This window comes from Perlabentimonas gracilis, from assembly GCF_011174675.1.
In the GTDB taxonomy this organism is placed as follows: Bacteria; Bacteroidota; Bacteroidia; order Bacteroidales; family Tenuifilaceae; genus Perlabentimonas; species Perlabentimonas gracilis.
The window spans coordinates 1-21,522 of record NZ_JAANIG010000045.1 but is presented as its reverse complement, the minus strand read 5'-3'; the positions used below and the strand labels follow the sequence as shown (position 1 = coordinate 21,522).

Annotated in this window: 19 protein-coding genes; 16 read left to right on the top strand and 3 right to left on the bottom strand. The window is 43.7% G+C overall.

The genetic code is table 11. The annotated features are described in order from the left end of the window. The first annotated feature begins 10 nt into the window (after window positions 1-10). From G8O23_RS15200 to G8O23_RS15160, 9 genes are all read left to right on the top strand, one after another. Entirely contained in the window at window positions 11-586 is a 576-nt protein-coding gene (locus tag G8O23_RS15200; RefSeq protein ID WP_166366380.1) for an ExbD/TolR family protein, read from the top strand. Continuing rightward, complete coding sequence (locus G8O23_RS15195) at window positions 586-1,050, top strand: ExbD/TolR family protein (RefSeq protein ID WP_166366378.1); 465 nt, start codon at window positions 586-588, stop codon at window positions 1,048-1,050. The genes G8O23_RS15200 and G8O23_RS15195 overlap by 1 nt, the downstream gene beginning before the upstream one ends. 114 nt (window positions 1,051-1,164) lie before the next feature. After that, window positions 1,165-2,613 carry an alkaline phosphatase gene (locus G8O23_RS15190; protein ID WP_166366376.1) on the top strand — a complete coding sequence of 483 codons (1,449 nt, stop codon included), beginning with the start codon at window positions 1,165-1,167 and terminating at the stop codon, window positions 2,611-2,613. Window positions 2,614-2,880: 267 nt separating this feature from the next. Beyond that, window positions 2,881-4,515: a hypothetical protein gene (locus G8O23_RS15185; protein WP_166366374.1), complete on the top strand. Its 1,635-nt coding sequence runs from the start codon at window positions 2,881-2,883 to the stop codon at window positions 4,513-4,515. A 45-nt stretch (window positions 4,516-4,560) separates the two neighbouring features. Beyond that, window positions 4,561-5,094, top strand: a complete 534-nt coding sequence (locus G8O23_RS15180; protein WP_166366372.1) for a hypothetical protein — start codon at window positions 4,561-4,563, stop codon at window positions 5,092-5,094. A 53-nt stretch (window positions 5,095-5,147) separates the two neighbouring features. Next, window positions 5,148-6,116 carry a DUF6175 family protein gene (locus G8O23_RS15175; RefSeq protein WP_166366370.1) on the top strand — a complete coding sequence of 323 codons (969 nt, stop codon included), beginning with the start codon at window positions 5,148-5,150 and terminating at the stop codon, window positions 6,114-6,116. 105 nt (window positions 6,117-6,221) lie between these two features. Continuing rightward, window positions 6,222-7,178 (top strand): hypothetical protein, encoded by a 957-nt coding sequence (locus tag G8O23_RS15170; protein ID WP_166366368.1) that lies wholly within the window; start codon window positions 6,222-6,224, stop codon window positions 7,176-7,178. Between the two features lie 71 nt (window positions 7,179-7,249). Beyond that, the gene (locus tag G8O23_RS15165) at window positions 7,250-7,825 is read left to right on the top strand and encodes an LPP20 family lipoprotein (RefSeq protein ID WP_166366366.1); all 576 of its coding nucleotides are present in this window, start codon (window positions 7,250-7,252) and stop codon (window positions 7,823-7,825) included. A gap of 138 nt (window positions 7,826-7,963) precedes the next feature. Then, complete coding sequence (locus G8O23_RS15160) at window positions 7,964-9,259, top strand: hypothetical protein (RefSeq protein WP_166366364.1); 1,296 nt, start codon at window positions 7,964-7,966, stop codon at window positions 9,257-9,259. Window positions 9,260-9,455: 196 nt separating this feature from the next. Here G8O23_RS15160 and G8O23_RS15155 read toward each other — a convergent pair whose 3' ends face one another. Next, on the bottom strand, window positions 9,456-11,261 hold the full coding sequence (locus G8O23_RS15155) for a DUF5689 domain-containing protein (protein ID WP_166366362.1): 1,806 nt from the start codon (window positions 11,259-11,261) through the stop codon (window positions 9,456-9,458). Between the two features lie 38 nt (window positions 11,262-11,299). After that, window positions 11,300-13,834 (bottom strand): TonB-dependent receptor plug domain-containing protein, encoded by a 2,535-nt coding sequence (locus G8O23_RS15150; RefSeq protein WP_166366360.1) that lies wholly within the window; start codon window positions 13,832-13,834, stop codon window positions 11,300-11,302. A 191-nt stretch (window positions 13,835-14,025) separates the two neighbouring features. Here G8O23_RS15150 and G8O23_RS15145 point away from each other — a divergent pair, with 191 nt between their 5' ends. From G8O23_RS15145 to groL, 7 genes are all read left to right on the top strand, one after another. Further along, window positions 14,026-15,090, top strand: a complete 1,065-nt coding sequence (locus tag G8O23_RS15145) for an endonuclease/exonuclease/phosphatase family protein (RefSeq protein WP_219932558.1) — start codon at window positions 14,026-14,028, stop codon at window positions 15,088-15,090. A 229-nt stretch (window positions 15,091-15,319) separates the two neighbouring features. Further along, on the top strand, window positions 15,320-16,564 hold the full coding sequence (locus tag G8O23_RS15140; protein WP_166366358.1) for a sigma-54 interaction domain-containing protein: 1,245 nt from the start codon (window positions 15,320-15,322) through the stop codon (window positions 16,562-16,564). Window positions 16,565-16,571: 7 nt separating this feature from the next. Beyond that, on the top strand, window positions 16,572-17,096 hold the full coding sequence (gene lptE / locus G8O23_RS15135) for an LPS assembly lipoprotein LptE (protein WP_235942311.1): 525 nt from the start codon (window positions 16,572-16,574) through the stop codon (window positions 17,094-17,096). A gap of 2 nt (window positions 17,097-17,098) precedes the next feature. After that, the gene (locus G8O23_RS15130) at window positions 17,099-18,022 is read left to right on the top strand and encodes a hypothetical protein (protein ID WP_166366356.1); all 924 of its coding nucleotides are present in this window, start codon (window positions 17,099-17,101) and stop codon (window positions 18,020-18,022) included. 18 nt (window positions 18,023-18,040) lie between these two features. After that, complete coding sequence (secG, locus tag G8O23_RS15125) at window positions 18,041-18,394, top strand: preprotein translocase subunit SecG (protein ID WP_166366354.1); 354 nt, start codon at window positions 18,041-18,043, stop codon at window positions 18,392-18,394. A gap of 376 nt (window positions 18,395-18,770) precedes the next feature. Continuing rightward, a complete protein-coding gene (locus G8O23_RS15120) occupies window positions 18,771-19,049 on the top strand; it encodes a co-chaperone GroES (protein ID WP_166366352.1) in 279 nt (92 codons plus the stop codon). Window positions 19,050-19,102: 53 nt separating this feature from the next. Next, complete coding sequence (groL, locus tag G8O23_RS15115; protein WP_166366350.1) at window positions 19,103-20,740, top strand: chaperonin GroEL; 1,638 nt, start codon at window positions 19,103-19,105, stop codon at window positions 20,738-20,740. A 63-nt stretch (window positions 20,741-20,803) separates the two neighbouring features. Here groL and G8O23_RS15110 read toward each other — a convergent pair whose 3' ends face one another. Continuing rightward, window positions 20,804-21,451, bottom strand: a complete 648-nt coding sequence (locus G8O23_RS15110; RefSeq protein ID WP_166366348.1) for a radical SAM/SPASM domain-containing protein — start codon at window positions 21,449-21,451, stop codon at window positions 20,804-20,806. Window positions 21,452-21,522 lie beyond the last annotated feature (71 nt).

The window sequence follows — 21,522 nt, the reverse complement described above, 5'->3', positions numbered from 1 at the left end:
GAATATTCACATGGCAAGAAAAACACCAGAAATAAATGGAGGCTCATTGGCTGACATTGCTTTCCTGCTCCTAATCTTCTTTCTGGTTACCACAACCATGAATGTAGATACAGGGTTGGCAAGAATGCTTCCTCCTATGCCTGAAGAAAACACCGATGTAGAGCAGGATGTTAAGCAAAGGAACATTCTTACCGTGCTGGTAAACAAGAGTGACCGCCTCTTGGTGGGAGGGATGCCTATGGAAGTTAGTATGCTTAAGGATAAGGCTAAGGAATTCCTTTCCAATCCTACAGACGACCCCCATTTGCCCGAAAAACAGATAACTGAAGTAGAATTCTTTGGAACAGTAGGGATTACTCGGGGCGTTATCTCATTGCAAAACGATAGGGGTACCTCATACCGTATGTATATGCTTGTACAAAACGAGTTGGTGGCAGCCTATAACGAGCTCAGAAATGAACTTTCCAGAACAAAGTTCGGAAAGAGTTATGAAGATCTTTCTGAGGATGAGCAAAAAGCCGTTCAAAAGATTTACCCACTACGTATTTCCGAGGCAGAACCCAAAAGTATAGGAGGGCGTAACTAATGGCAGTAATTAAGAAAAAAGGCGAAGGAGGAACTCCGGCAATTAACACAGCATCACTTCCCGACATCGTATTTATGCTTCTTTTCTTCTTTATGGTTAGTACGACCATGAGGGAAACAGAGATGATGGTTAGGGTTAAACTTCCTGAAGCAACCGAGGTAGTTAAGTTGGAGAAGAAGTCATTGGTATCATACATATTCATTGGCCCCCCTGCTCGTCAGTATCAGGGGCTATTTGGAACAGACTCTAGGATCCAGCTTAACGACTCTTTCAAAACGTTGGTTGATATTCGCGACTTTATCTCTGCCGAAAGAGATGCGCTAAGCGAGGCCGATAGGGCCTTCCTTACAACATCCCTTAAGGTAGACGAAGAAACCCGTATGGGTATTGTTACCGACGTGAAGCAGGAGTTACGTAAGGCAAGTGCGCTAAAAATTAGCTACTCTGCGCGTAGAACTGAATAGTAACTATTCCTACCCAATATTTGTAAGGGCTGTGCTGTATAGCACAGCCTTTATTTGTATATTTCGCAAACTATTTTGTTATTTATATGTTTTTTGTAATAAACTTAGCATAAGATGAGAATACCTAAACTATTACAAGCACTACTTGTAGTGCTTGTTACAATAAGTATCACGGGATGTAATTCACCTACGGCAGATAAACCTGCCAAGTATGTTTTTTATTTCATAGGTGATGGTATGGGGGTGCAGCATATTACTGCAACTCAAAACTTCTTAGCAAGCCAAGAGGGGTATAATGGCAATAACGATTTATCGTTTACAAAATTCCCTGTGACAGGTTTCGTTGAAACATTTTCGCAGAATCGATATATCACAGGATCTGCAGCTGCAGGAACTGCCCTAGCAACGGGTCACAAAACCTCTGTTAATACAATAGGACTTTCATACGACCATTCCGACTCGCTATTTAGTATAGCCCATTTTGCCAAGCAAAACGGTTACAAAGTTGGTGTGGCAACCAGTGTTAGTATCGATCATGCAACTCCTGCCGCCTTCTACGCTCATCAACCCGATAGGGGGATGTACCATGAAATTTCACATGATCTGATTTCAGCAGGCTTCCATTACTACGCAGGTGGAGGTTTTCGCGACCCCAAAGGAGAGCGAAGCGTAGCGTCGCGGGGTAGTATTTTCTCCAGAGGCGATAGCCTTGGCTTTCTCTTCACTTCGAGTCTGAGTGTTGATGATGATATGAGGAGTAACTACAAATCGGTTGTTTTCAGCCTCGAGTCACCTGCATCAAGCTCAACATTAAAGTACCACATAGACACTAACGAGGATGATGTAACCCTTGCTCAAGTTACAAGGATGGGCATTGAGCTGCTCGAGAATCCCAACGGATTCTTTTTTATGATTGAGGGAGGCAAGATTGATTGGGCTGCCCACGATAACGATGCCGCCACAACCATAATGGATGTTGTTGCATTCTCCGACGCTGTTGCTGTTGCCCTCGAGTTCTACTCGAAGTATCCTGATGAAACATTAATTGTGGTTACATCCGATCATGAAACAGGAGGGCTTAGCGTGGGTAATAGGGAGCGCAAGTACCAATCCGATGTATCAATGCTTGCCAGGCAGAAACACTCGCTTGAGATACTTAGTGAGCTTGTTGGCGAATTCAAAAAACAGCATAACGGCCGCCCAACTTTCAATCAACTGCTTAGCCTGCTTGAGTCAGACGAATTGCTGGGGCTAACGTTCGACGAGCTTTCAGTTGAACACCAAAGCTGGCTTAGGGATGCTTATAAAGCATCCACAGCAAACCAAACAGAGGCTCAGAAGAAAGTAAATAAAGAGAAATATGGTTCTGCCGATCCCATAGCAGTTACCTCTGTGAAAATTCTCAACGAAATGGCTGGAATTGGCTGGACTACCTACTCGCATACCGCTTCGCATGTACCATTGTATGCTATTGGAGCAGGACAAGATAAGTTTAACGGTCAGATTGACAATACCGATGTTCCTAGAATAATTGCACAAGTAATGGGCTTTACAATCGATTGATAAGTACTCTGCCCTTCTCTCAAAAGCCAGCTGTAAGCTGGCTTTTTTGGTCTCTCCACCGAAATATTCTAATTACTGGACGCTAAACTTCTGTTTTTAAACCTCACTTAAAGGTAATTGAGCGTATGTTTTTGTCTAACTACCAAATTTTGCTGACGAACTATCAAATAAATTACTTATATGTTCTTCCTCATGCTGTATTTTTTTTTACTTTTATATTATTGTATTGAATCATCATATAATTCAAACCCTAAAATTTAGAGTGCTATGAAAAGGTCGTTTTTAGTATTTCTATCCTTGTGCCTAGCTTCACATGTTTTTGCGCAGGATATAAAAGAAAAGGTTCCAACAACGTACGACAGGAGTTCCCTCACAACTTTTTTTATCGATTTTCAGTCAGGAAATCATTGGAGTGTTGCCCGCTCAAAGGTAGATTCGGTTTTATACTCCGATAAGTATGACAATAACAATATCGACTACTTGCTATTAAAGGCATCATTTAGCAGAGAATCTGCTATTACCAAACTTCAGGATGCAATTCAGAAAGACCTTAACAACGCCAATGTTGGTAGGGATATAATAGCAAAATGGTACAACAGGCAGCCCGATGGTACTATGGATATGGAGCTTGTTCACCAGCGGGGTAGGTTTACAGCCACCGATGCCGATTTTCTGTTGGCACAAACTAGCAAAAGAGGAAATGCTGCCCTTGAGGATTTTGGAAACCGCTTGGTAAACTTAAGCTATATTCTTGTTATCGATATCTCCAATATCAAGACTATGGCCGAGGCCGGGTTCAAAGATACAAAGGGCTGGCAGGCCAACGCTGCTGGGTATCTCTTTAGGATTAAATTCGACGATGAGGTTCGCAACGCTTTCTACGAAACTTGGATTTACGACGATGATCCCGAAGAGGTTAAGATTCAAAAGCGTAAAGCATTCCAGCAGCTCGAAATTCCAGTAGTTCCAGTTACTCAAAAATCTTTATCTATTACTTCATCGCAAGCAGAAGCCGATACTGGCCTAGGCCTCTTCTTTAAGCCAAAATCTACCGATCAGCTTATGCAAGAACTCCTTCAGAAAGCATACGACGATATTATTTACCGTATCGAGATGGACGTTGAGGAGTTTAAGGTAAAAACACCTCTTTACGAAACTCACCCCCTTCGTGCCAAAATCGGATTGAAAGAGGGGCTGAAAACCGACTACCGATTCTTTGTGTACGAGTATGTGTATAACTCCAAAACAGGGCAGGCTGAGCCAAAACGCCGTGGTGTAATTCGTGCCGATTCAAAATCAAAAATTACCGATAACCGCAAAGTAGCCACTGGTGACACTGAGACCTCTCGATTTTATCAGGTTGCTGGACGTAAGCTTGAACCAGGTTTTATTCTTCAGCAACAAAATGATTTTGGAATCGAAGTAGCCCTAGGTCCTGAGATTGGAAATGTATCGGGTTTTTATGGACGATTGGACTATCGCATCGGAAGTTTCATAGGCATTCGTTCAACCTTTGTTTATGTTGAGGGAGGTGCCGATACTGCTGAAGATATTACGGTTTCTAATGGTGAATCATATGCTATGCTCCGTTACGGAGGCGGCTTAGCCAAGGGTTTACAGCTTATGCGCAATATTGAGCTTAGACCCTATGTAGGATTGGGTCTTGAGCAAACATCATATAGTGTATTTGGAAACGATGAGGATATTAGCGCGCTTTACGTACGTATAGGTGCAAATTTGGCACTAAATTTGACTCATCGATTCCAAATTGTTGGAGGACTGGGTGCGTATAGCTTTGGCGATGCTACTGATGAGGATGGAAATAGCCTTGGTTGGAGTTGGGACTCAAGGTTTAACCGAAGTGGTCCTGCAATGATGATTGGTGCAAAGCTAGGCTTCTAAAGTTACATTATTAATTAGTTTTACTAACCTAAAAACATATTCGCTATGAAAACGCTTCGTTATCTATCCCTTTTTTTAGTCTTTTTATTTGCCATTGGGCATATGTCCAATGCTCAGGAGAGATACTCTCGGAAAGAGAAGAAGGCTCACTACAGCAGTAACTACAACTACGAGGTTCAAATTATGGGCGTTGGCCAGGATGGAACCAAGGTTATGAAGGTGTGGGGCTTTGGCCGCAGAGTTGAGGATGCTGTTATTGAGGCTAAAATGAATGCTGTTGCTTCTGTTATATTTAAAGGAATACCCGGTGGCCATGGAGCAGCGGCAACTCCCGCAATCCTCACCGACCCCAATGCTGGCGATAAGCATGCCGAGTACTTCGAGACCTTTTTCTCCCCTGGAGGTAAATATCTTCAGTTTATAACTATGACTACCGATGGAATGCCTAGTGGACAGGATAGGCTTCAGATCGATCGTAGAACTTACAAGGTGGCCATTTATGCTCAGGTGATGTATGATGCTCTGCGTAAGCAGCTCGAAGCCGATGGCATAGCTCGTAGCCTAAGCACAGGGTTTTAACGCCAAGTATAATTTTATTTTTCAAATTGACGAACATCTGAAAACTAATAGTTATGAAGAAATTATTTAGCATATTCATCCTTTCGCTTGTAAGTTTAACCCTGTTGGGACAAGCACGTAAGCCCACCATCATGGTGGTGCCTAGCGACCAGTACTGTATTAGCCGTGGATATAAGCTCGAGTTCGAGAGCATGGGGGCTAAACAAACCCTACCCGATTACAAGGCGGCTATGCAAAACGATGCCGACTTACGCTTGGTTATTACCAAGATGGGACAGATCATGGCCGATAGAGGATTCCCCCTAAAGGATCTTGAGATGGAATTGCGTAACCTAGAGCGTGAAGCTGCCGAGGCGGCTATGCTTATGTCATCTACCTCAGGTTCCGAACTGGCCGAAAGCCCAGTTGATATGTTGAAGCGTACAGCCAAGGCAGATATAATAATGGATTTAAGTTTCGACATTAAAAGGCAAGGTCCACACCGTTATATAAGCTTTAACCTACGTGGACTCGATGCTTATACATCTAAACAAATATCAGGAGCAGCAGGAGCAGGTGCACCATCTTCTGCCGCATCGCCAGAGCTACTTCTGGAGGAGGCTGTTTTAAGCCATATGGATGGTTTTAATGCAGGCCTTCAGCGCCATTTCGACGAGATGTTTAACATTGGCCGTGAGGTAAGGGTTAACATTAGGCGATTTGCCAGCTGGTTCGATAACCTTGAGACCTACTATACCTACCAAGGTGAAGAGTTGGAACTGTTGGAGCATATCGAGAACTGGTTCTTTGATAATACCGTGTCGGGTCGATTCAGCCTTTCTGATGCTAGCGATAACCAGATGAGGTTTGAACAGGTGCGTATCCCCATGATGGAAACCGATAGCCGTGGGCGTGAGCGTGCCGTTGATACCCGTAGATGGTTAAGCGGGCTTAGCCGCCATCTCCGCGACAACTTCCAAATCGATTCTAAGATCTATATGCGAGGACTAGGTGAGGCTTGGTTGATAGTGGGCGAGAAGTAGTTAGGTGCAATCCCAACCTCAAATAATTAAAGTTTGTTAAATAATTTAATTGTTCGGCACGGGGTTTGCTTGTAGAAGTAAAACTTTAGAACTTAACCTAATACAATGATGAAGAAACTTACAATACTATTAGCCTTATTTGCCCTCACATATACGGGAATGGCTCAGAGTAGCCTAGGCAAAACTGACGACCTAGGGCGTATTGCCATAGCGGCAATTGTTCCCGATGAGGCTGGGGTACCCGGTGGCGCACAGCGTAACCTACAGAATAGGCTTATGCAGATTGCAACCTTAAATGGACTAGGAGCAACCGAAAATGCGCAGTTTGTTATGGTGCCCATGCTATCTATCATTAACAAGGATGTTACACCAACTGCCCCACCTATGGTGTCGTTAACAATGGATGTTACGCTGTATATTGTTGATATGCTTACGCAGAATATCTACAGCCAAACCAGCATTCAGGTTCGTGGCGTTGGCAATACCGAGGAGAGAGCCTATACCCAAGCGCTTAACGGGATTAATCCTCGTCACGGACAGTTCCGTGGGTTTGTTGAGAAGGGCAAGGAGAAGATCATAGAGTACTACAACTCCAAGTGCGATGTTGTAATATCCTCAGCTCAGGCTCTTGCTGGCCAAAAGAATTACGAGGAGGCTCTATTCACCCTGATGTCGGTACCCGATGTGAGCCGCGAATGTTACGATAAGTGTATGCAGATATCCATTGATATCTACCAAGAGTATGCCGACCAACAGTGCAACGAGTACTTATCTGCAGCAAGGGCTGCTTGGGCAGGCAAAGAGCTATCGAAAGTTGAGGAGAACCTTGGAAAGATTACACCCGATATGGGATGCTACGAGGATGCACAGCAGCTTGTTTCTACTGTAACATCTGCTGTTGAAGCCGAGGGAGGTTCATCTTGGGGCTTCAAAATGAAGCAGTACGACGATAGCATCGATATTCAAAAGATGAAGATTGAGGCCGGACGCGATGTGGCCAAATCATGGGCTTACTATGGGGCATCTCAAAACTTCGACTGGAGTTGGCTTTACAAAAACTAGAATAGTAAAGATATTTTTTTAACCTTAATTTTTTTTATAATCATTTCTATTAACCTAAATTTTCGAACATTATGAAAAAGCTTCAACTGATTAAAGCACTTTTTGCAATTGTTGTAATTGCAGGAGCATTTACCTTCGCTAGCTGCGGAAAGAAAACCTCTGATGGCCTTGGTAAAAAAATTGAAATCCCTTGCGCTGGTAGCAAGTATGCAGCTGACAGGTCTCACTTCCGTGGAACTGGAATGGGCGAGAGCACTAACCTTAGCACTGCTAAGCGTAAGGCAAGTGTTGATGCACGTGCTGCATTAGCAACTGGTATTAACAGTACTATTAAAGCTGTTACCGATCGTTATACTCAGGATATCACCGTGGGTGATGCCAATGAGTTTGCTGAGAAATTCGAGGATATGACTCGCTCAGTTGTTAACCAAGAGCTTAACAACATGGCAGTAATTTGCGAAGAGACTCGTCAACTTGAGGGTAAGTACGTTGTGTATATGGCCGTTGAAATAGCCAAGGATGAGTTGCTAAACAATGTTAACAATAGCATTAGTAAGGACGACAGGCTTCGTCTTGATTATGACAAGATGAAGTTTGAGAATATCTTCAATCAGGAGATGGAAAACCTTGCCAATCAGCGTCCCTAGTTAGAGTTTGTATTCCAGCAACCCAAATGGGTTGCTGGTTTTTTTCTTTTTTAGTTCTCTCATCAAATAGTAACTGCATTATCAAAGCAATACGTTTCTAATTACTGCTTTAAGAAAAAATCCATCAAAATCTACCCAATGATGAAACGAGTACTCCTAATACTTCCTCTATTTGCTCTTACCGTAGTGTGTGTTGCACAAACTAGGGTAGTTGAATCGAGTAGCAGAAGACAACCAGGCTGGATAAACGGGCTTGAAAAAGATTACATTATCACTGTTGGCAGTGGATCGACAGTACAGGAAGCACAGCAGAATGCATTGAATATGGTGAAGGAGCAGATTGTAAGTGCAGTGGCCGAGAATGTTCAAACCACGTCGGAGATGAAGGTTCAGGAAACCACCGTAAACAACATCTCGTCGTATCTCGAGAATTTTGCCACCACCACCACCACCACCTCGGGGCCTGTACCTTTTCTACAGGGGATTTCCTTGTCGAGAGTAGAGGAGTTCTACTGGGAAAAGCTGGAGGATAGAGGTACTAGGGCTGTTCGCTTTAACTATCACCTTAAATATCCATTCCCCAGAACCGAGATATGGAAGCTTGTCGAGGAGTTCAAAAAGCGAGATCAGGAGATGACTCGCCAGCTCGATGAGCTTGTAGCTGCTGCCGACAACATCACTAACCTGGATGATATTGAGAAGAATATTGGCGAACTCCGAATTCTTGCCGATTACTTTATGGATGGCCGAAAGGACAAAGCCAACCTTGGAATAACTCGCTATACTAACCTGTACCGAAGCATTGAGCTGGTTGAGTTGGAGAGCGGCCTGGGTGAGCTAAAGTATGCCTTAAGGCTTGGCGATAAGTTTGTAAATACTGCAAGACGCCCAACGGTTCGATCGGAATGCGCACGTATTACTAGCACTGTAAACAACAAGGATCATACGCTAATTAAGTATGACTACTTTAACTGCTACGAAGATCCCGAAAACAATATCCTTGTTTCCTATCGCTTTGGGAACAACAACGTACAGAAGAACTTTTACTTTGATATTACAGCTGATAAAGCCGCCATATTTGTGAATGAGCCCATTCGCCTAACGGCTACATCAACCGACGAGGGAACCATTGGCTCGTCGCAAATTAGTATAACCGTAGTGGCTAAGTACGACGCACCATTCACCATCAACAAGGTTGAGCTGGAGCTATCGGGTCAACCCCCAATTACCATTGATAATGTTGGCCAGAAATACTCTGGTAAGGGCAATCACTCGTTAACCCTTAATATTAACCAGCCGCTCAACGCTGAGGCCACCACCACCTCGGGGCGCCGCATATCGATGCTGTCGGGTTACATTCACTTTACCTCCGATAAAACCGGAGAGCGTAAAACTTATAGGGTATATAACCATACTTATACTACTAGCTGGTAGTACTTTATATGCCTTAATATGGAATTAGAAAGCCCCATCCGGGGCTTTTTTTACGTTTTCTTGGGGGTGTCTTTTCTATTGAGATCACTTGCCGCCACATATGATTTTACCTTGGTTCATTGGTGGCTAAACATAACGAGAGGGGTGCCTACCAAGTAAGCACCCCTCTGAATAAATAATCCATAATGGATATCAATTACTGGATATCGTTCAGGTTTCTAATTAGTATCTGGTAGTTATTCGGATTTGTTGAAGTGCTATATTCAGACATAATACCAACTACTGTTTTGGGGCTAGCGGGAATTGAGGTTGATGCGAAAGAGGCTTGGGATCTTGTGTAAAGAACCATTTGCCCAGATGCATCACTGATTGTTGAGTTTCCGGAATTACCTCCATATGTTCCTCCGGTATTAGTTATAGTTGCATCAACAATTTTTACTAGCCTTGACTCGTACTGCTCAAAGTTCAACTTAATCTCGTTAATTGTTAGCGTTATAGGCTCAACAGTACCTGTACCTATTTTGGTTGCATTCGATATGGCAACGTTGTTAACCTGAAGTAAGCCATTGTATGATTCAAGCGAGGTGTTAGAAATATTTACCTCAATTTTGTCATTCAGTACAAAGGCGTGAGCCGCTGTAAACCTAAGAGCAATCCCTGTTCCTTCTGAATCAACAATTTGTATGTTATTGCCGTGGATGTTTTGAGCATCTTTATCGGATATTACCGTACCTATAACCTTTTTTCCTGCAGGTATTGTAACGTTTGAACCTTGGAATAGTGTTCTAACTTCGGCAATAGACATTTCCTCTAATTCTCCTGGCGTATCATCATCAGGGTTTATACCATCACCATCTAACCAGTAGCCATTAGTTCCTTTTAACCCAGAGATACTGAAGTAAGACTCAAGATTGCCTCTTAGCTTAATTTCTTTACCAAGATTATTTTCATTATTCTTAAGGTTAACAACATTACGAATTGTACCTGTAAGTAATTGAACAGGGAGACAGTTTGATAAACTTGTTTCATTAGGATTGTCTGAAATTAGAATATTGGCATCTGTATGAAAAGGAGCCTCAAATGAAGGTTTAAATTCCGAAAGGTTATTACCATTTTCATCCATAGTTTCGTAAACACCAACGATGTATCCAGCAACCCATTTGTCCGCACCAGAGTTATTGGTTATAGCAGCGGCCACATTATATGGATCTTCAAATGTTCCAGTTCCTTGCGAATCCCCAGCATTTCCGTCTATCCAACGCTCGCTATCAAGTTTTACCTCACTGGTTCGGCGAATGCCAAGCTGAACGGTTTCGCGATAAAGACCAACAATGGCGATAATTGATCCATATCCGTTAGGAACATTCTCGCCTGCGAATTTGGCGTAACCGCTAGTACGAATCATCATATTGTTGCCGAGGGTATCCTCAATATAAATCTCGCCATACTGCTGGTAGGGTGCCCAAATACTGGCTGTGTCCGATGCCCGAATCTGTACATCCTCAATTTTTACAAGGCGCGACTGGAAGTAGTCTTTATCCAAATTAATTTGGCTAATGGTGGCCACCTCTGGCTCAACGAATCTTTCGGTGGCTTGCTTCACCACGTTGTAATCGGCATGCAGCGAGTCGATTTGGAATAGGTTGTTATACCATGAAAGTACAGCACCCTTAAGGTAAAGCCTAATGGAGTCGCCCTCGTATAGGCCACTAGTTGAGCCAAACCTAAGGTTTGCAGCGCCGGAATTGTCCTGCACAAAGATGTTGCGGTATATATTACCCGACATCTCGTCCATGGTAACCACGGCGTAAAGCGACGAGTCACCGTTAATCTTATAGGTGTTGCCCGGAGGGCAAAGCTCTTTGAGCTTTTGGATTGTTAGAACAGAGCCCTCGGGGAGTTCAACAATTGGAGGAGTATCAAACTTATCGTCGATACAGCTGTAAGCAGCAACGGCAACAAGTAATGTTACGGCTAGTAGTTTGAAGCTAAATCTTTTCATAATATATAGATGTTAATGTATTTACAAGTAAAATTGAATTAAAATGAGAAGTTAACATTAAGGAAAAAGTTGGTCCCGTACATATAGGCCATTTTGGGCGGGAACCGGTCTACATCCCTGTAGTCGGTTCGTAGCTGTTCAAAAGCGAGAACGGTTAAACTTTGATTATTCAGCACATTGCTTACACTAAGGTTAGCTCGGATGTAGTAGTTGTTGGCAATTCGCCATGATTTTCCTCCAAAAATATCAAGAGTGTAGCCATCGTTCATCTTTTGCTGTTCCAGAATCTTGTTCCACTCAGGATCTGTTGATACAAGCCCCTCAAGAGCCTCTTCGGTTCTTCTATCGGGGGTGGGCTCAATATATATTTTCCCAAAGTAGTTGAAGTTTGATCCCACAAACCAGTATTTGGGCGAGTTGTACCTAAACCCAACCGATGCTGCTGCCTGTGGGGTTCCACCTATGCGATAGTTTTTGAAGTATACCGTGCGGTTCTCGGCAAGAAGCTCATAGTCGTTATCACGGGCAACCGAAACAACAGGCCTCGAGTTGTATGTATAGTGCCCCCATGCGCCAACTGCATTGACAGTTATATCCGGGGTAACATTTACCTCAACTCCAAGTTCTGCGCCCATAGTTCTGGTGTCAACACCAGTCATAATATAATTTACAAAGGTGTTGTATCCCTCGTGGTAGTAACTTCTATTCCAGGTTTGATCCATTATTTCGGAGTAGTATACGGTTAACCTCGACTTAACTAGTGGTGCGCGAACCACGTAGCTTGCATCTGCTGCTAGTATCTGCTCGCTCTTTAGTCCGTTTACTACGTGATCTCTTACGCGTGACGAAATATATGAGTTGCGGAAGTAAGGTGCGCGGGTTTGGTAACCAGCATTCACATCGAAGTAGTGGCGGCCCGAAAACTTATAGGTAGCGCCACCTTTTACTCCATAGTTTAGGAAGTTGTTTTTATCGGAGTCGCCATAGGAATTGTCGGGGAATCGACCATTACGCATATGGCCGGTTCGCCAAAACGAGGTGTGCGAAAGAGTTGCAGCAACAAAAAAGTCGACCTTAGTGTATGAGAACTCCGACTGAGCAAAAACATCCAACTGATTGATGTTGGCTGTAAAGTCGTATCCAAACTTATCGCCCACTTTCACAAGGCGATTTGGATTGTTAAGGTCGTTCTGGTAAAAGTTTTCGTCGTCGAAATCACGCTCGGCAAATGGGTCAACATCCTTCCACCAATCGCCTCCCAACAAGTCGTTTACTACCTTAAACTGGTTCCCCTTAAAGAGCGAAACATTGGCTCCCCCCGTTAGGATTATTCTGTCGGTAAGAGGGTGACGGGCATTGGTATTAAATATCCATTGAGTGTGATCGTTACGGCGTTCTTCAAGCATATACTTTGAGCGTTTGCCGCCAGTTGGGTCGTCAGCCGAAATTTCATCGGAATTGGCAAAGTACATATGATCCCAGTTGATCTGGCGGAACTTCTCATCGTTTTGCCACAGATCGGTTAGCTTATTGAACATGTAGTCGTCAACACCCTCGTAGTAGCTGGGTAGGTAACGGTAGTAATCGGGGCGAGGGTCGGATCCCACAAGCCAGTTGATGGTTGACCCATCACTCCAGGTTGGAGAAGAAGCATTTCGCCAGTTCAGGGCAGTGTTTCCACCGCGTCCAAATGAGTATGCTGCTGTTGATGTAACCGTAGTTTTGCCAAAGTTCCCGTAGTGGGTTAAAAGCATCATGGGTTTATGGTAGTTGTTTACCCTCGCGTTACGAACTTTGCCGTCCTGGTAGCCCCAGTTGGGGTTGTAAAACTGGTTTCCTGTTAAATCGTATGCTTCCTGAACTGCAATACCCGAACGAGCGCTTTTGGAGGGCGCTCCAAATGCAGTAAAGGTGAAGCTGTGTGATTCGTTAAGCTTACGCTCAAGTGCTACAAAGTATGCATACGCATCGTAGAATGTTCCCTCAACGTACCCCTGTTGTGCCCAGCGGCGCGATCCAGATATGGTCATTGCCCACGAATCGTCAACAATACCGGTAGAGTGTGTAAACATAATCCTGTTTCTGTAGTTTCGGTTTGCTGCAGAGTAGGTTACGCGTGTATCGGTACGGTTTTGCGAGGGTCTAATCTCAATATTGTTCGTACCTCCAAAACCACCAAAGGTAACCTCCGAGGGGGCTAAACCAATGGTGTTTACCGTATTGCGCATAGCATCGTTAAGACCTCCCCAAGTGGAGTAAAACGCTCGACCTGTTTCGGGGTCGTTAACAGTTACACCATTTATTAGGACTGTCGAATTCTCAGAGTTGTAGCCTCGCACCCTAAAACGGGCGGAACCAAAAGTAAACCCTGCGGTTGACATGAAGACATCGCGTGAACCTTGTAGCAATCCCGATATATCATGCACCTCATCATCAGTCTCAAAATCGGAAGCTGAAAGCGTGATAATAGGGATAAAATCCTCTTTAGTGTCAACTGCTGTGGTATCTACCTGCGCAAAACCACCAAGGGTTAGCGCAAGAAGCATGAATGTAAGTAGAACAGATTTTCTCATAAACATCTTAAAAGAAGTTAATTAAATAAAATACCCCTAAAAAAAGGGGTGATAAAAATAGATATAATAGTCGAGATTGCATTCAAAAAATCCAATTTTAAACTATCTTTACCCCCATTTTCTTTTTAATTCCTAATCGGAGTAAGCAGTAATCTTATTCAGTTTAGGTGTAACATAAAACTAACATTACTATGCTATTGGTAGGAAGAGTAAATACACTAAGAATATTCGTTATAGCAATACTTTTAAGTGTTGCGTTTGCAGGCCATGCTCAGCAAAAGAAAGAGTTTAAGGTTGTTTGCATATCGTTTTACAATCTCGAGAATCTTTTTGATACACTTGACACTAAGGGAATAAATGACTTTGAATTTACCCCAGAGGGACCAAACAAGTGGAATACGCCTAAGTATTTCGAGAAGCTTGATAACCTTGCAAGGGTTATTTCGGAGATTGGAACCGATTTTACCCCGCATGGGCCAGCTGTGCTTGGTGTTGCTGAAATTGAGAACGAAACTGTGCTTGAAGATTTGGCCAAGCGTAAAGCCATTGCCTCACGCAACTATCAGGTAGTTCATCATTATGGCCCCGATGCCAGAGGTGTTGATGTTGCCTTAATGTATCAGCCCGAGTATTTTAAGGTGACAAATAGTAAAAGCTATAGGCTTACAATTCCGGGCCGCGATAATTTTAGAACTCGCGATCAGCTTCTGGTATCTGGTGAGCTGCATGGTGAAATGGTTCATTTTATTGTCACCCACTGGCCATCGCGTAGGGGAGGAGAGAGCCGTAGCCGGCCATTGAGGATTGCTGCTGCAGAGCTTGGCCGTCATATTATCGACTCACTTCAAGCTGCCGACCCCAACGCAAAGGTTATTTTTATGGGCGACCTTAACGATAACCCCGACAACGTGAGCGTTACCAAATATATGAAGGCCGTTCCTGAGATTGACAAGATGAAGAATGGCGATGAGCTATACAACCCATTTTATAACCTCTACAAAAGAGGTATTGGCACCCTTGCTTGGCGCGACACCTGGAGTTTGTTCGATATGATTCTTGTGACCAAACCATTGGTTGAGACCGATTACTCGTCGTATCGCTTTTACAGGGCCAATGTTTTCAATAAGAAGTTCTTGCAGCAGCCATCTGGTCGCTTCAAGGGGTATCCGTTCCGTAGCTATGCCGGAGGGCAGTATCTTGGGGGATATTCCGATCACTTCCCCACATACATCCTACTTGTCAAGGAGGTTGAGTAAGGTATTACAATGCTTGAAATCATTTAAACCCTTTGCAGTCAGGCAGAGGGTTTTTTTGTATATAAATATCTTTTTAAAGCTCATAAGAATGGAGCTTGGGTTAATTATAGTAAAAATGGCAGTTGACCAATCACCTTTTGATAAATATTGATGCAGTTAAATTAATCGAAAACCATATTGTAGCTTAGTGCTAAAATATGTAATTTTGTCAGTAGTAATTTTTTTGGGTATGAATAGTGATGTACAACGCATAAAGCAACGGTTCGAGATTATTGGTAACTCGCAGGGGTTAAATCGAGCAATCGACATTGGCTTGCAGGTTGCCCCAACCGATCTTTCGGTTCTTATTACAGGTGAAAGCGGAACAGGGAAAGAGGTTTTCCCTCAGATAATTCATTCCTTTAGTGCTCGCAAGCATGGTAGTTACATCGCCGTTAACTGTGGGGCAATACCCGAGGGTACTATCGATTCGGAGCTGTTTGGTCATGAGAAGGGGTCGTTTACGGGTGCTATGGAGAGTCGACAGGGTTACTTTGAGGTGGCCGATGGGGGAACTATCTTCCTAGATGAAGTAGCAGAGCTTCCCCTTTCAACTCAAGTGCGCTTGCTACGTGTGCTCGAAACTGGCGAATTCCTTAGGGTGGGATCATCAAAGGTGAAGAAGACGGATGTGAGAGTGATTGCGGCAACCAATATCAACTTGGTGGAAGCAATTCAGAATGGTAAGTTTCGCGAAGACCTGTATTACCGACTTAACACTGTACCCATAAGTATTCCCCCATTGCGAGAGCGTATTGAGGATATCCCCCTTCTATTCCGAAAGTTTGCATCCGACTTTGCCGAGAAGTATCGTATGCCCACCGTCACGCTCGACGATGACGCACGACGAGTACTCGTAAATTACAAATGGCCGGGTAACGTTCGTCAGCTAAAGAATGTAACCGAGCAGATATCGGTAATTGAGGAATCGAGGCTGGTAACCGCCGACAAGCTGCTTCATTACCTGCCCGATTATAACCCAACGAAACTGCCAGCCATTATCACCAAAAACTCAGCCGCCGAGCCCTCGTTTGCCAATGAGCGAGAGATTCTGTACAAGATCCTCTTCGATATGCGTAACGATGTGAACGATCTGAAAAAACTTGTGCTCGACATGTTGCAGAGTGGAAATCACAGTGTAGATGTTAGCAGAGAAAGTGCGGGGATAATTAAGAACCTGTACAAGGAGGAGGTGCCCTATATTTCAAATGCACCTCAAAACGAGTACGAGTCCAAGTCGTTTCCGCAGAATCACCCCCACATACAGGATACCGAAGAGATTGTAGAGGAGTCGCTTTCGCTAGCCGAAAAAGAGGTGGAAATGATAAAGAAGGCATTGGAGAAATACAACGGTAAGCGCAGGCAAGCAGCCCATGAGCTAGGAATTTCAGAGCGCACGCTCTATCGTAAAATTAAGGAGTACAACTTAGATTAGCATTTTTATGAGACAAAAACCACACATATTAATTGCACAGATTGTTTTGGGGATTGTAATGTTTGCCCTTGTTCCCTCATGCTCTATGAGCTACTCTTTTACTGGAGCATCCATTTCGCCCGACGTTAAATCGGTTAGTGTTGATCATTTTCAGAATCTGGCCCCGCTGGTAAACCCAACATTAAGCAACACCCTGTCGGAGGGGTTAAGAAATAGGTTTGTTTCGCAAACCCGACTCAATGTGGTACCTTCGTATGGCGATTTATCGTTTAGCGGTGAGATTAGGAACTATAGAGTTCAGCCTGTGGCCATTCAGGGAAATGAGGTGGCTGCTATGAATAGGCTTACCATTGCAGTGCGCGTTAAGTTTGAGAATGCCATTGACCCGTCGCAGAATTACGATAGAACATTTACGCATTTTGAGGATTTCGACAGCCGACAGCAGCTAGTTCAGGTTGAGCAGGAACTCGTTAGGTTAATTGTTGACAAGTTAGTAGAAGATATTTTTAATAGCGCAGTAGCAAACTGGTAGATATGGAAAAGGAACAGTTTTACAAATGCCTCGAAAGTATTTACAGCGCTGAGCAGGACTCCATCAGCTTGCTGGATAAAACCGTTGAGCAGTACCCATACTTTTATGCCGCTCGAGTATTGGGATTGGCATGCGGTGGGGATGCTCCATCGGATGAATTCAAAGATAAGCTAAAGAGGGCTGCTGCTTTGGCACCCAACAGAAAGGCACTCTTCTTCTATATCAACCAAAGGAATAGTTTTAGCCCAACGAAGCCGGTGACGAGTAAAGAAGAGCCCTTCGATTCGGGAACTCCATTTATGCTTGACGACTCCAAAGAGGTTAAGGAATTGGTTGATGAAGCGCCTCAGCCAGAGGTTGCGGATATTGCAGATGGAGATAATCTTTTAGAAATTAGCGATTCCTCTGATGGGGGAAAGCATAAAACGGATGAGGAAGTTTTTATGGATCCCCAGCTTTACACCCTGGAGATTCCCAACGATATGCTCGACGAGGATGGCTATAAATCGTTATCGGTCGATTTTAACAAAATAAAGGATAAAGTTGTTGCACCAGAAAAGCCGAAGCAAGAGGAGCCATCGGTTCTTGATCTTATCAATAAAAGCGATTACAAGGAGCTAAGTAGTGCGAGTGAGCATGACCCCAACGATCCGTTTGCACTAATTGACGCTTTTATTGAGACCAGCCCAAGGATTGTTCCCCGTCAACCGGCCAACCAGGAAAGAGAGGAGCAGGAAGATATTTCTCTCGAATCGCTTAAGGAGCCCGAGGACACGGCTAGCGAATCGTTAGCTAAGATATACTTGGCTCAGGGGCTTAAGGATAAGGCCATAAAAATTTACGAGAAATTAAGTTTGAATTATCCAGAAAAAAAAGCTTACTTTGCCGGTCAAATTGAAGAAATTAAGAGTCAACCCGATAAATAAACGTTAAAATCATTAGCAATGTATCTGCTTATCTCAGTGTTAATTATTATTGCCAGCATTCTACTAATACTAATTGTGTTGGTACAAAACTCTAAAGGAGGTGGATTAGCCTCGAACTTCGCATCGTCAAATCAGGTGATGGGCGTTCGCAAAACAGCTGATTTTTTAGAAAAGGCAACCTGGACTTTGGCCGTTAGCCTCTTAGTACTAAGCCTATTTGCCTCGTTTGCTATTCCCCGCGATAGGGGTGAGGTTAGCCGTTCGGCTATAGAGGAGCAACTTGACAGAACCCCAAGTCAGTCAACACTTCCAACCTTCCCAACACCAACTCCAGATGAGGATGGTAATGGTGGAGACCCTGATGAGAATTAATAGGTAATACTATTTTACAATACCCAAAGGGTGTCAGTATCTGTCAGACTGACACCCTTTTGTTGTATTTGCACTTAATGTATTTGCTAACGAGCTGGTTATCGTATTTTGTCCGATACTCTACACCGTTTCTTCTCCTTGTTTTATTTGCCCTTGTCCTTTGTGTTGTTTGTCGCAAAGGTTTGTTTTTCAGCGATCTCAATATCATAACTTCATCTTCCCTTACATTTATAAGGCCTTATTAGGCGGCTTCCTACAGCTGTAAGGTATCAGCAGCAAATTGGCAATAATGTCATATTTTTCCTTTGGCACGCATTTCGTAATATGCAAGGCTGTGAATCGAAAAACCATTTATTAACAATAAATCAAGTAAGATATGTCAGACGTAAAAATTAAACCATTGGCCGACAGGGTTCTAGTTGAACCCATGGAAGCAGAAGAGAAAACCGCAAGCGGTATTTACATCCCCGACACAGCTAAGGAAAAGCCTCAGAAGGGTACTGTTGTAGCCCTTGGTTCCGGTACTAAAGATGTTACAATGGAGGTAAGTAAAGGTGATGTGGTACTTTACGGAAAGTATGCTGGTACTGAAATAAACATCGATGGTAAGGATTACCTAATGATGAAGCAGTCGGATATTTTAGCAGTTGTGTAGCTTTTGCATCCATCGCAAACTAATTGTTTAATAAAACTAAAGAATTCAATACTATGTCAGGAAAAATTATCAGTTTCGATATTGAGGCTCGCGATCAGCTTAAGAAAGGTGTTGATAAGCTTGCTAATGCGGTAAAAGTAACCCTTGGCCCTAAAGGGCGCAACGTGGTTATTGAGAAGAAATTTGGTGCGCCCCAAATAACTAAGGACGGTGTAACCGTTGCCAAGGAAATCGAACTAAGTGATCCAATGGAGAACATCGGTGCACAAATGGTTAAAGAGGTTGCTTCAAAAACTGGCGATGATGCTGGTGATGGTACTACTACTGCAACCATTCTAGCCCAAGCAATCATTGGGGTTGGTTTGAAAAACGTTACCGCTGGTGCAAATCCAATGGATTTGAAGCGCGGTATCGACAAAGCCGTTGCTCAGGTTATAAAGGGGCTTAAGAAGCAAAGCATTGAGATCGGCGACGACTACACCAAGATAGAGCAGGTGGCTACCATTTCGGCTAACAACGACAACGAAATAGGCAAGCTTATTGCCGAAGCTATGAAAAAGGTGAAGAAGGAAGGTGTTATCACCGTTGAGGAGGCCAAAGGAATTGAAACTACCGTTGAGGTGGTAGAGGGGATGCAGTTCGACCGTGGTTACATATCGCCATACTTCATCACCAATCCCGATAAGATGGAGACCGTACTGGAAAACCCATACGTGCTTATCACCGACAAGAAAATTTCAACCATGAAGGATCTGCTTCCAGTTCTTGAGCCAGTTGCTCAAAACGGTCGCTCGCTGCTAATCATTGCTGAGGATATTGATGGAGAGGCTCTTGCTACGCTTGTTGTTAACAAATTACGTGGTTCGCTTAAGATAGCTGCCGTAAAGGCACCAGGTTTTGGCGATCGTCGTAAGGAGATGCTTGAGGATATCGCCATCCTAACCGGTGGTGTGGTTATCTCCGAGGAGAAAGGCCTTCGCCTTGACGCTGCCAAGGTTGATATGCTTGGATCAGCAGAAAAAATTAGCCTTGACAAGGAGAACACAACCATTGTGAATGGAGCTGGTAACAAAGAGGCCATCGAAAAGCGTGTTGCTCAAATCAAGCTACAAATTGAGAATACAACCTCCGATTACGATCGCGAGAAGCTTCAGGAACGCTTGGCTAAGCTAGCCGGTGGTGTGGCTGTGCTTTACGTTGGTGCATCTACCGAAACTGAGATGAAGGAGAAGAAGGATCGCGTTGACGATGCCCTTAGTGCGACCCGTGCTGCCGTTGAGGAAGGTATTGTTCCTGGTGGTGGTGTTGCATACATCCGTGCTCTAGAGGGGCTTGAAGGCCTTTCAGTAGAGAATGAGGATCAGAACACAGGTATCAAGATTATTCGTCAAGCCATTGAGGCTCCTCTTCGCCAAATTGTTAGCAACGCTGGCCAGGATGGCTCTGTTGTGGTTCAGAAGATTAAGGAAGGCAAGGATGACTATGGTTACAATGCTTACACCGATAAGTACGAAAATCTTTTCAAGAGCGGTGTAATTGATCCAACTAAAGTAACTCGCGTGGCCCTTGAGAACGCATCGTCTATAGCAGGTATGTTCCTAACCACCGAGTGCGTAATGGCCGACGAGAAAGAAGAAAACCCAATGCCTATGGGTAACCCCGGAATGGGCGGAATGGGCGGAATGATGTAAGGTTTTTATTAACACATCATATATTCTTCAAGGGGGAGCAGATTATGCTCCCCTTTCTATTTCTTAAACTGGTTCGATGTTTAGGAAGTGGCAATTGTGGCAGAAATTGGGAGCTGTGTTGGCAAGCCACATCTTTCTGAAGTTCCTATAATCATTGGTGTTTAGAGCGTTTAGAACGGTCTTCTCCCTAATGTTTCCAAAGTTCATTTCCTTTGGGAAGGGTTTAGCACAGCAGGGTACAAGGTAGCCATCCCAGGTTATGTAGAAATGTGTCCAAGGGAATGGGCACTTTTGGAAGCTGTTGTGGGTTGCAAAGTTTTTATTGGTAACAGTTACTTTGGGGTATTGATTAATTGCCATTTCCAGTTCCTGATGGCTGCTTTTAAACTCAACCGATTTATAGAATTTGTAGTAGCTAATCTCCTGAAATGTAACAGCGGCAAGATTTAAAAGTGTGAAGTCGACATATTTCACCCCATTTTCTGCAGCAAACTTAACCAGCGAGGCCATATCGGAATGGTTCTCCTTGGTAACCACCATATTTAGCATTATTGCAGTCTGCGTGCCTTTGCAGAGATCGACCAATTCCCTCACGTTATGGGATAGATGCTCGAACGATGACCCCCTGCGGATGGAGTTATAAACCTCATCAACACCATCAATGGACACCTGAATTGTATCAACCTGTTTTAACCCTAAATAACCAAGCATTTTTTTTACAATTTTATTATTTATTTTTACCAACGGACAAACGACCGATGGTGACTGTTATACCGAAGGTT

Excerpts from the sequence above, each read along its gene's own strand:
- G8O23_RS15200 (WP_166366380.1), top strand. The coding sequence starts at position 11 with ATGGCAAGAAAAACACCAGAAATAAATGGAGGCTCATTGGCTGACATT.
- G8O23_RS15195 (WP_166366378.1), top strand. The coding sequence starts at position 586 with ATGGCAGTAATTAAGAAAAAAGGCGAAGGAGGAACTCCGGCAATTAAC.
- G8O23_RS15190 (WP_166366376.1), top strand. The coding sequence starts at position 1,165 with ATGAGAATACCTAAACTATTACAAGCACTACTTGTAGTGCTTGTTACA.
- G8O23_RS15185 (WP_166366374.1), top strand. The coding sequence starts at position 2,881 with ATGAAAAGGTCGTTTTTAGTATTTCTATCCTTGTGCCTAGCTTCACAT.
- G8O23_RS15180 (WP_166366372.1), top strand. The coding sequence starts at position 4,561 with ATGAAAACGCTTCGTTATCTATCCCTTTTTTTAGTCTTTTTATTTGCC.
- G8O23_RS15175 (WP_166366370.1), top strand. The coding sequence starts at position 5,148 with ATGAAGAAATTATTTAGCATATTCATCCTTTCGCTTGTAAGTTTAACC.
- G8O23_RS15170 (WP_166366368.1), top strand. The coding sequence starts at position 6,222 with ATGATGAAGAAACTTACAATACTATTAGCCTTATTTGCCCTCACATAT.
- G8O23_RS15165 (WP_166366366.1), top strand. The coding sequence starts at position 7,250 with ATGAAAAAGCTTCAACTGATTAAAGCACTTTTTGCAATTGTTGTAATT.
- G8O23_RS15160 (WP_166366364.1), top strand. The coding sequence starts at position 7,964 with ATGATGAAACGAGTACTCCTAATACTTCCTCTATTTGCTCTTACCGTA.
- G8O23_RS15155 (WP_166366362.1), bottom strand. The coding sequence starts at position 11,261 with ATGAAAAGATTTAGCTTCAAACTACTAGCCGTAACATTACTTGTTGCC.
- G8O23_RS15150 (WP_166366360.1), bottom strand. The coding sequence starts at position 13,834 with ATGAGAAAATCTGTTCTACTTACATTCATGCTTCTTGCGCTAACCCTT.
- G8O23_RS15145 (WP_219932558.1), top strand. The coding sequence starts at position 14,026 with ATGCTATTGGTAGGAAGAGTAAATACACTAAGAATATTCGTTATAGCA.
- G8O23_RS15140 (WP_166366358.1), top strand. The coding sequence starts at position 15,320 with ATGAATAGTGATGTACAACGCATAAAGCAACGGTTCGAGATTATTGGT.
- lptE (WP_235942311.1), top strand. The coding sequence starts at position 16,572 with ATGAGACAAAAACCACACATATTAATTGCACAGATTGTTTTGGGGATT.
- G8O23_RS15130 (WP_166366356.1), top strand. The coding sequence starts at position 17,099 with ATGGAAAAGGAACAGTTTTACAAATGCCTCGAAAGTATTTACAGCGCT.
- secG (WP_166366354.1), top strand. The coding sequence starts at position 18,041 with ATGTATCTGCTTATCTCAGTGTTAATTATTATTGCCAGCATTCTACTA.
- G8O23_RS15120 (WP_166366352.1), top strand. The coding sequence starts at position 18,771 with ATGTCAGACGTAAAAATTAAACCATTGGCCGACAGGGTTCTAGTTGAA.
- groL (WP_166366350.1), top strand. The coding sequence starts at position 19,103 with ATGTCAGGAAAAATTATCAGTTTCGATATTGAGGCTCGCGATCAGCTT.
- G8O23_RS15110 (WP_166366348.1), bottom strand. The coding sequence starts at position 21,451 with ATGCTTGGTTATTTAGGGTTAAAACAGGTTGATACAATTCAGGTGTCC.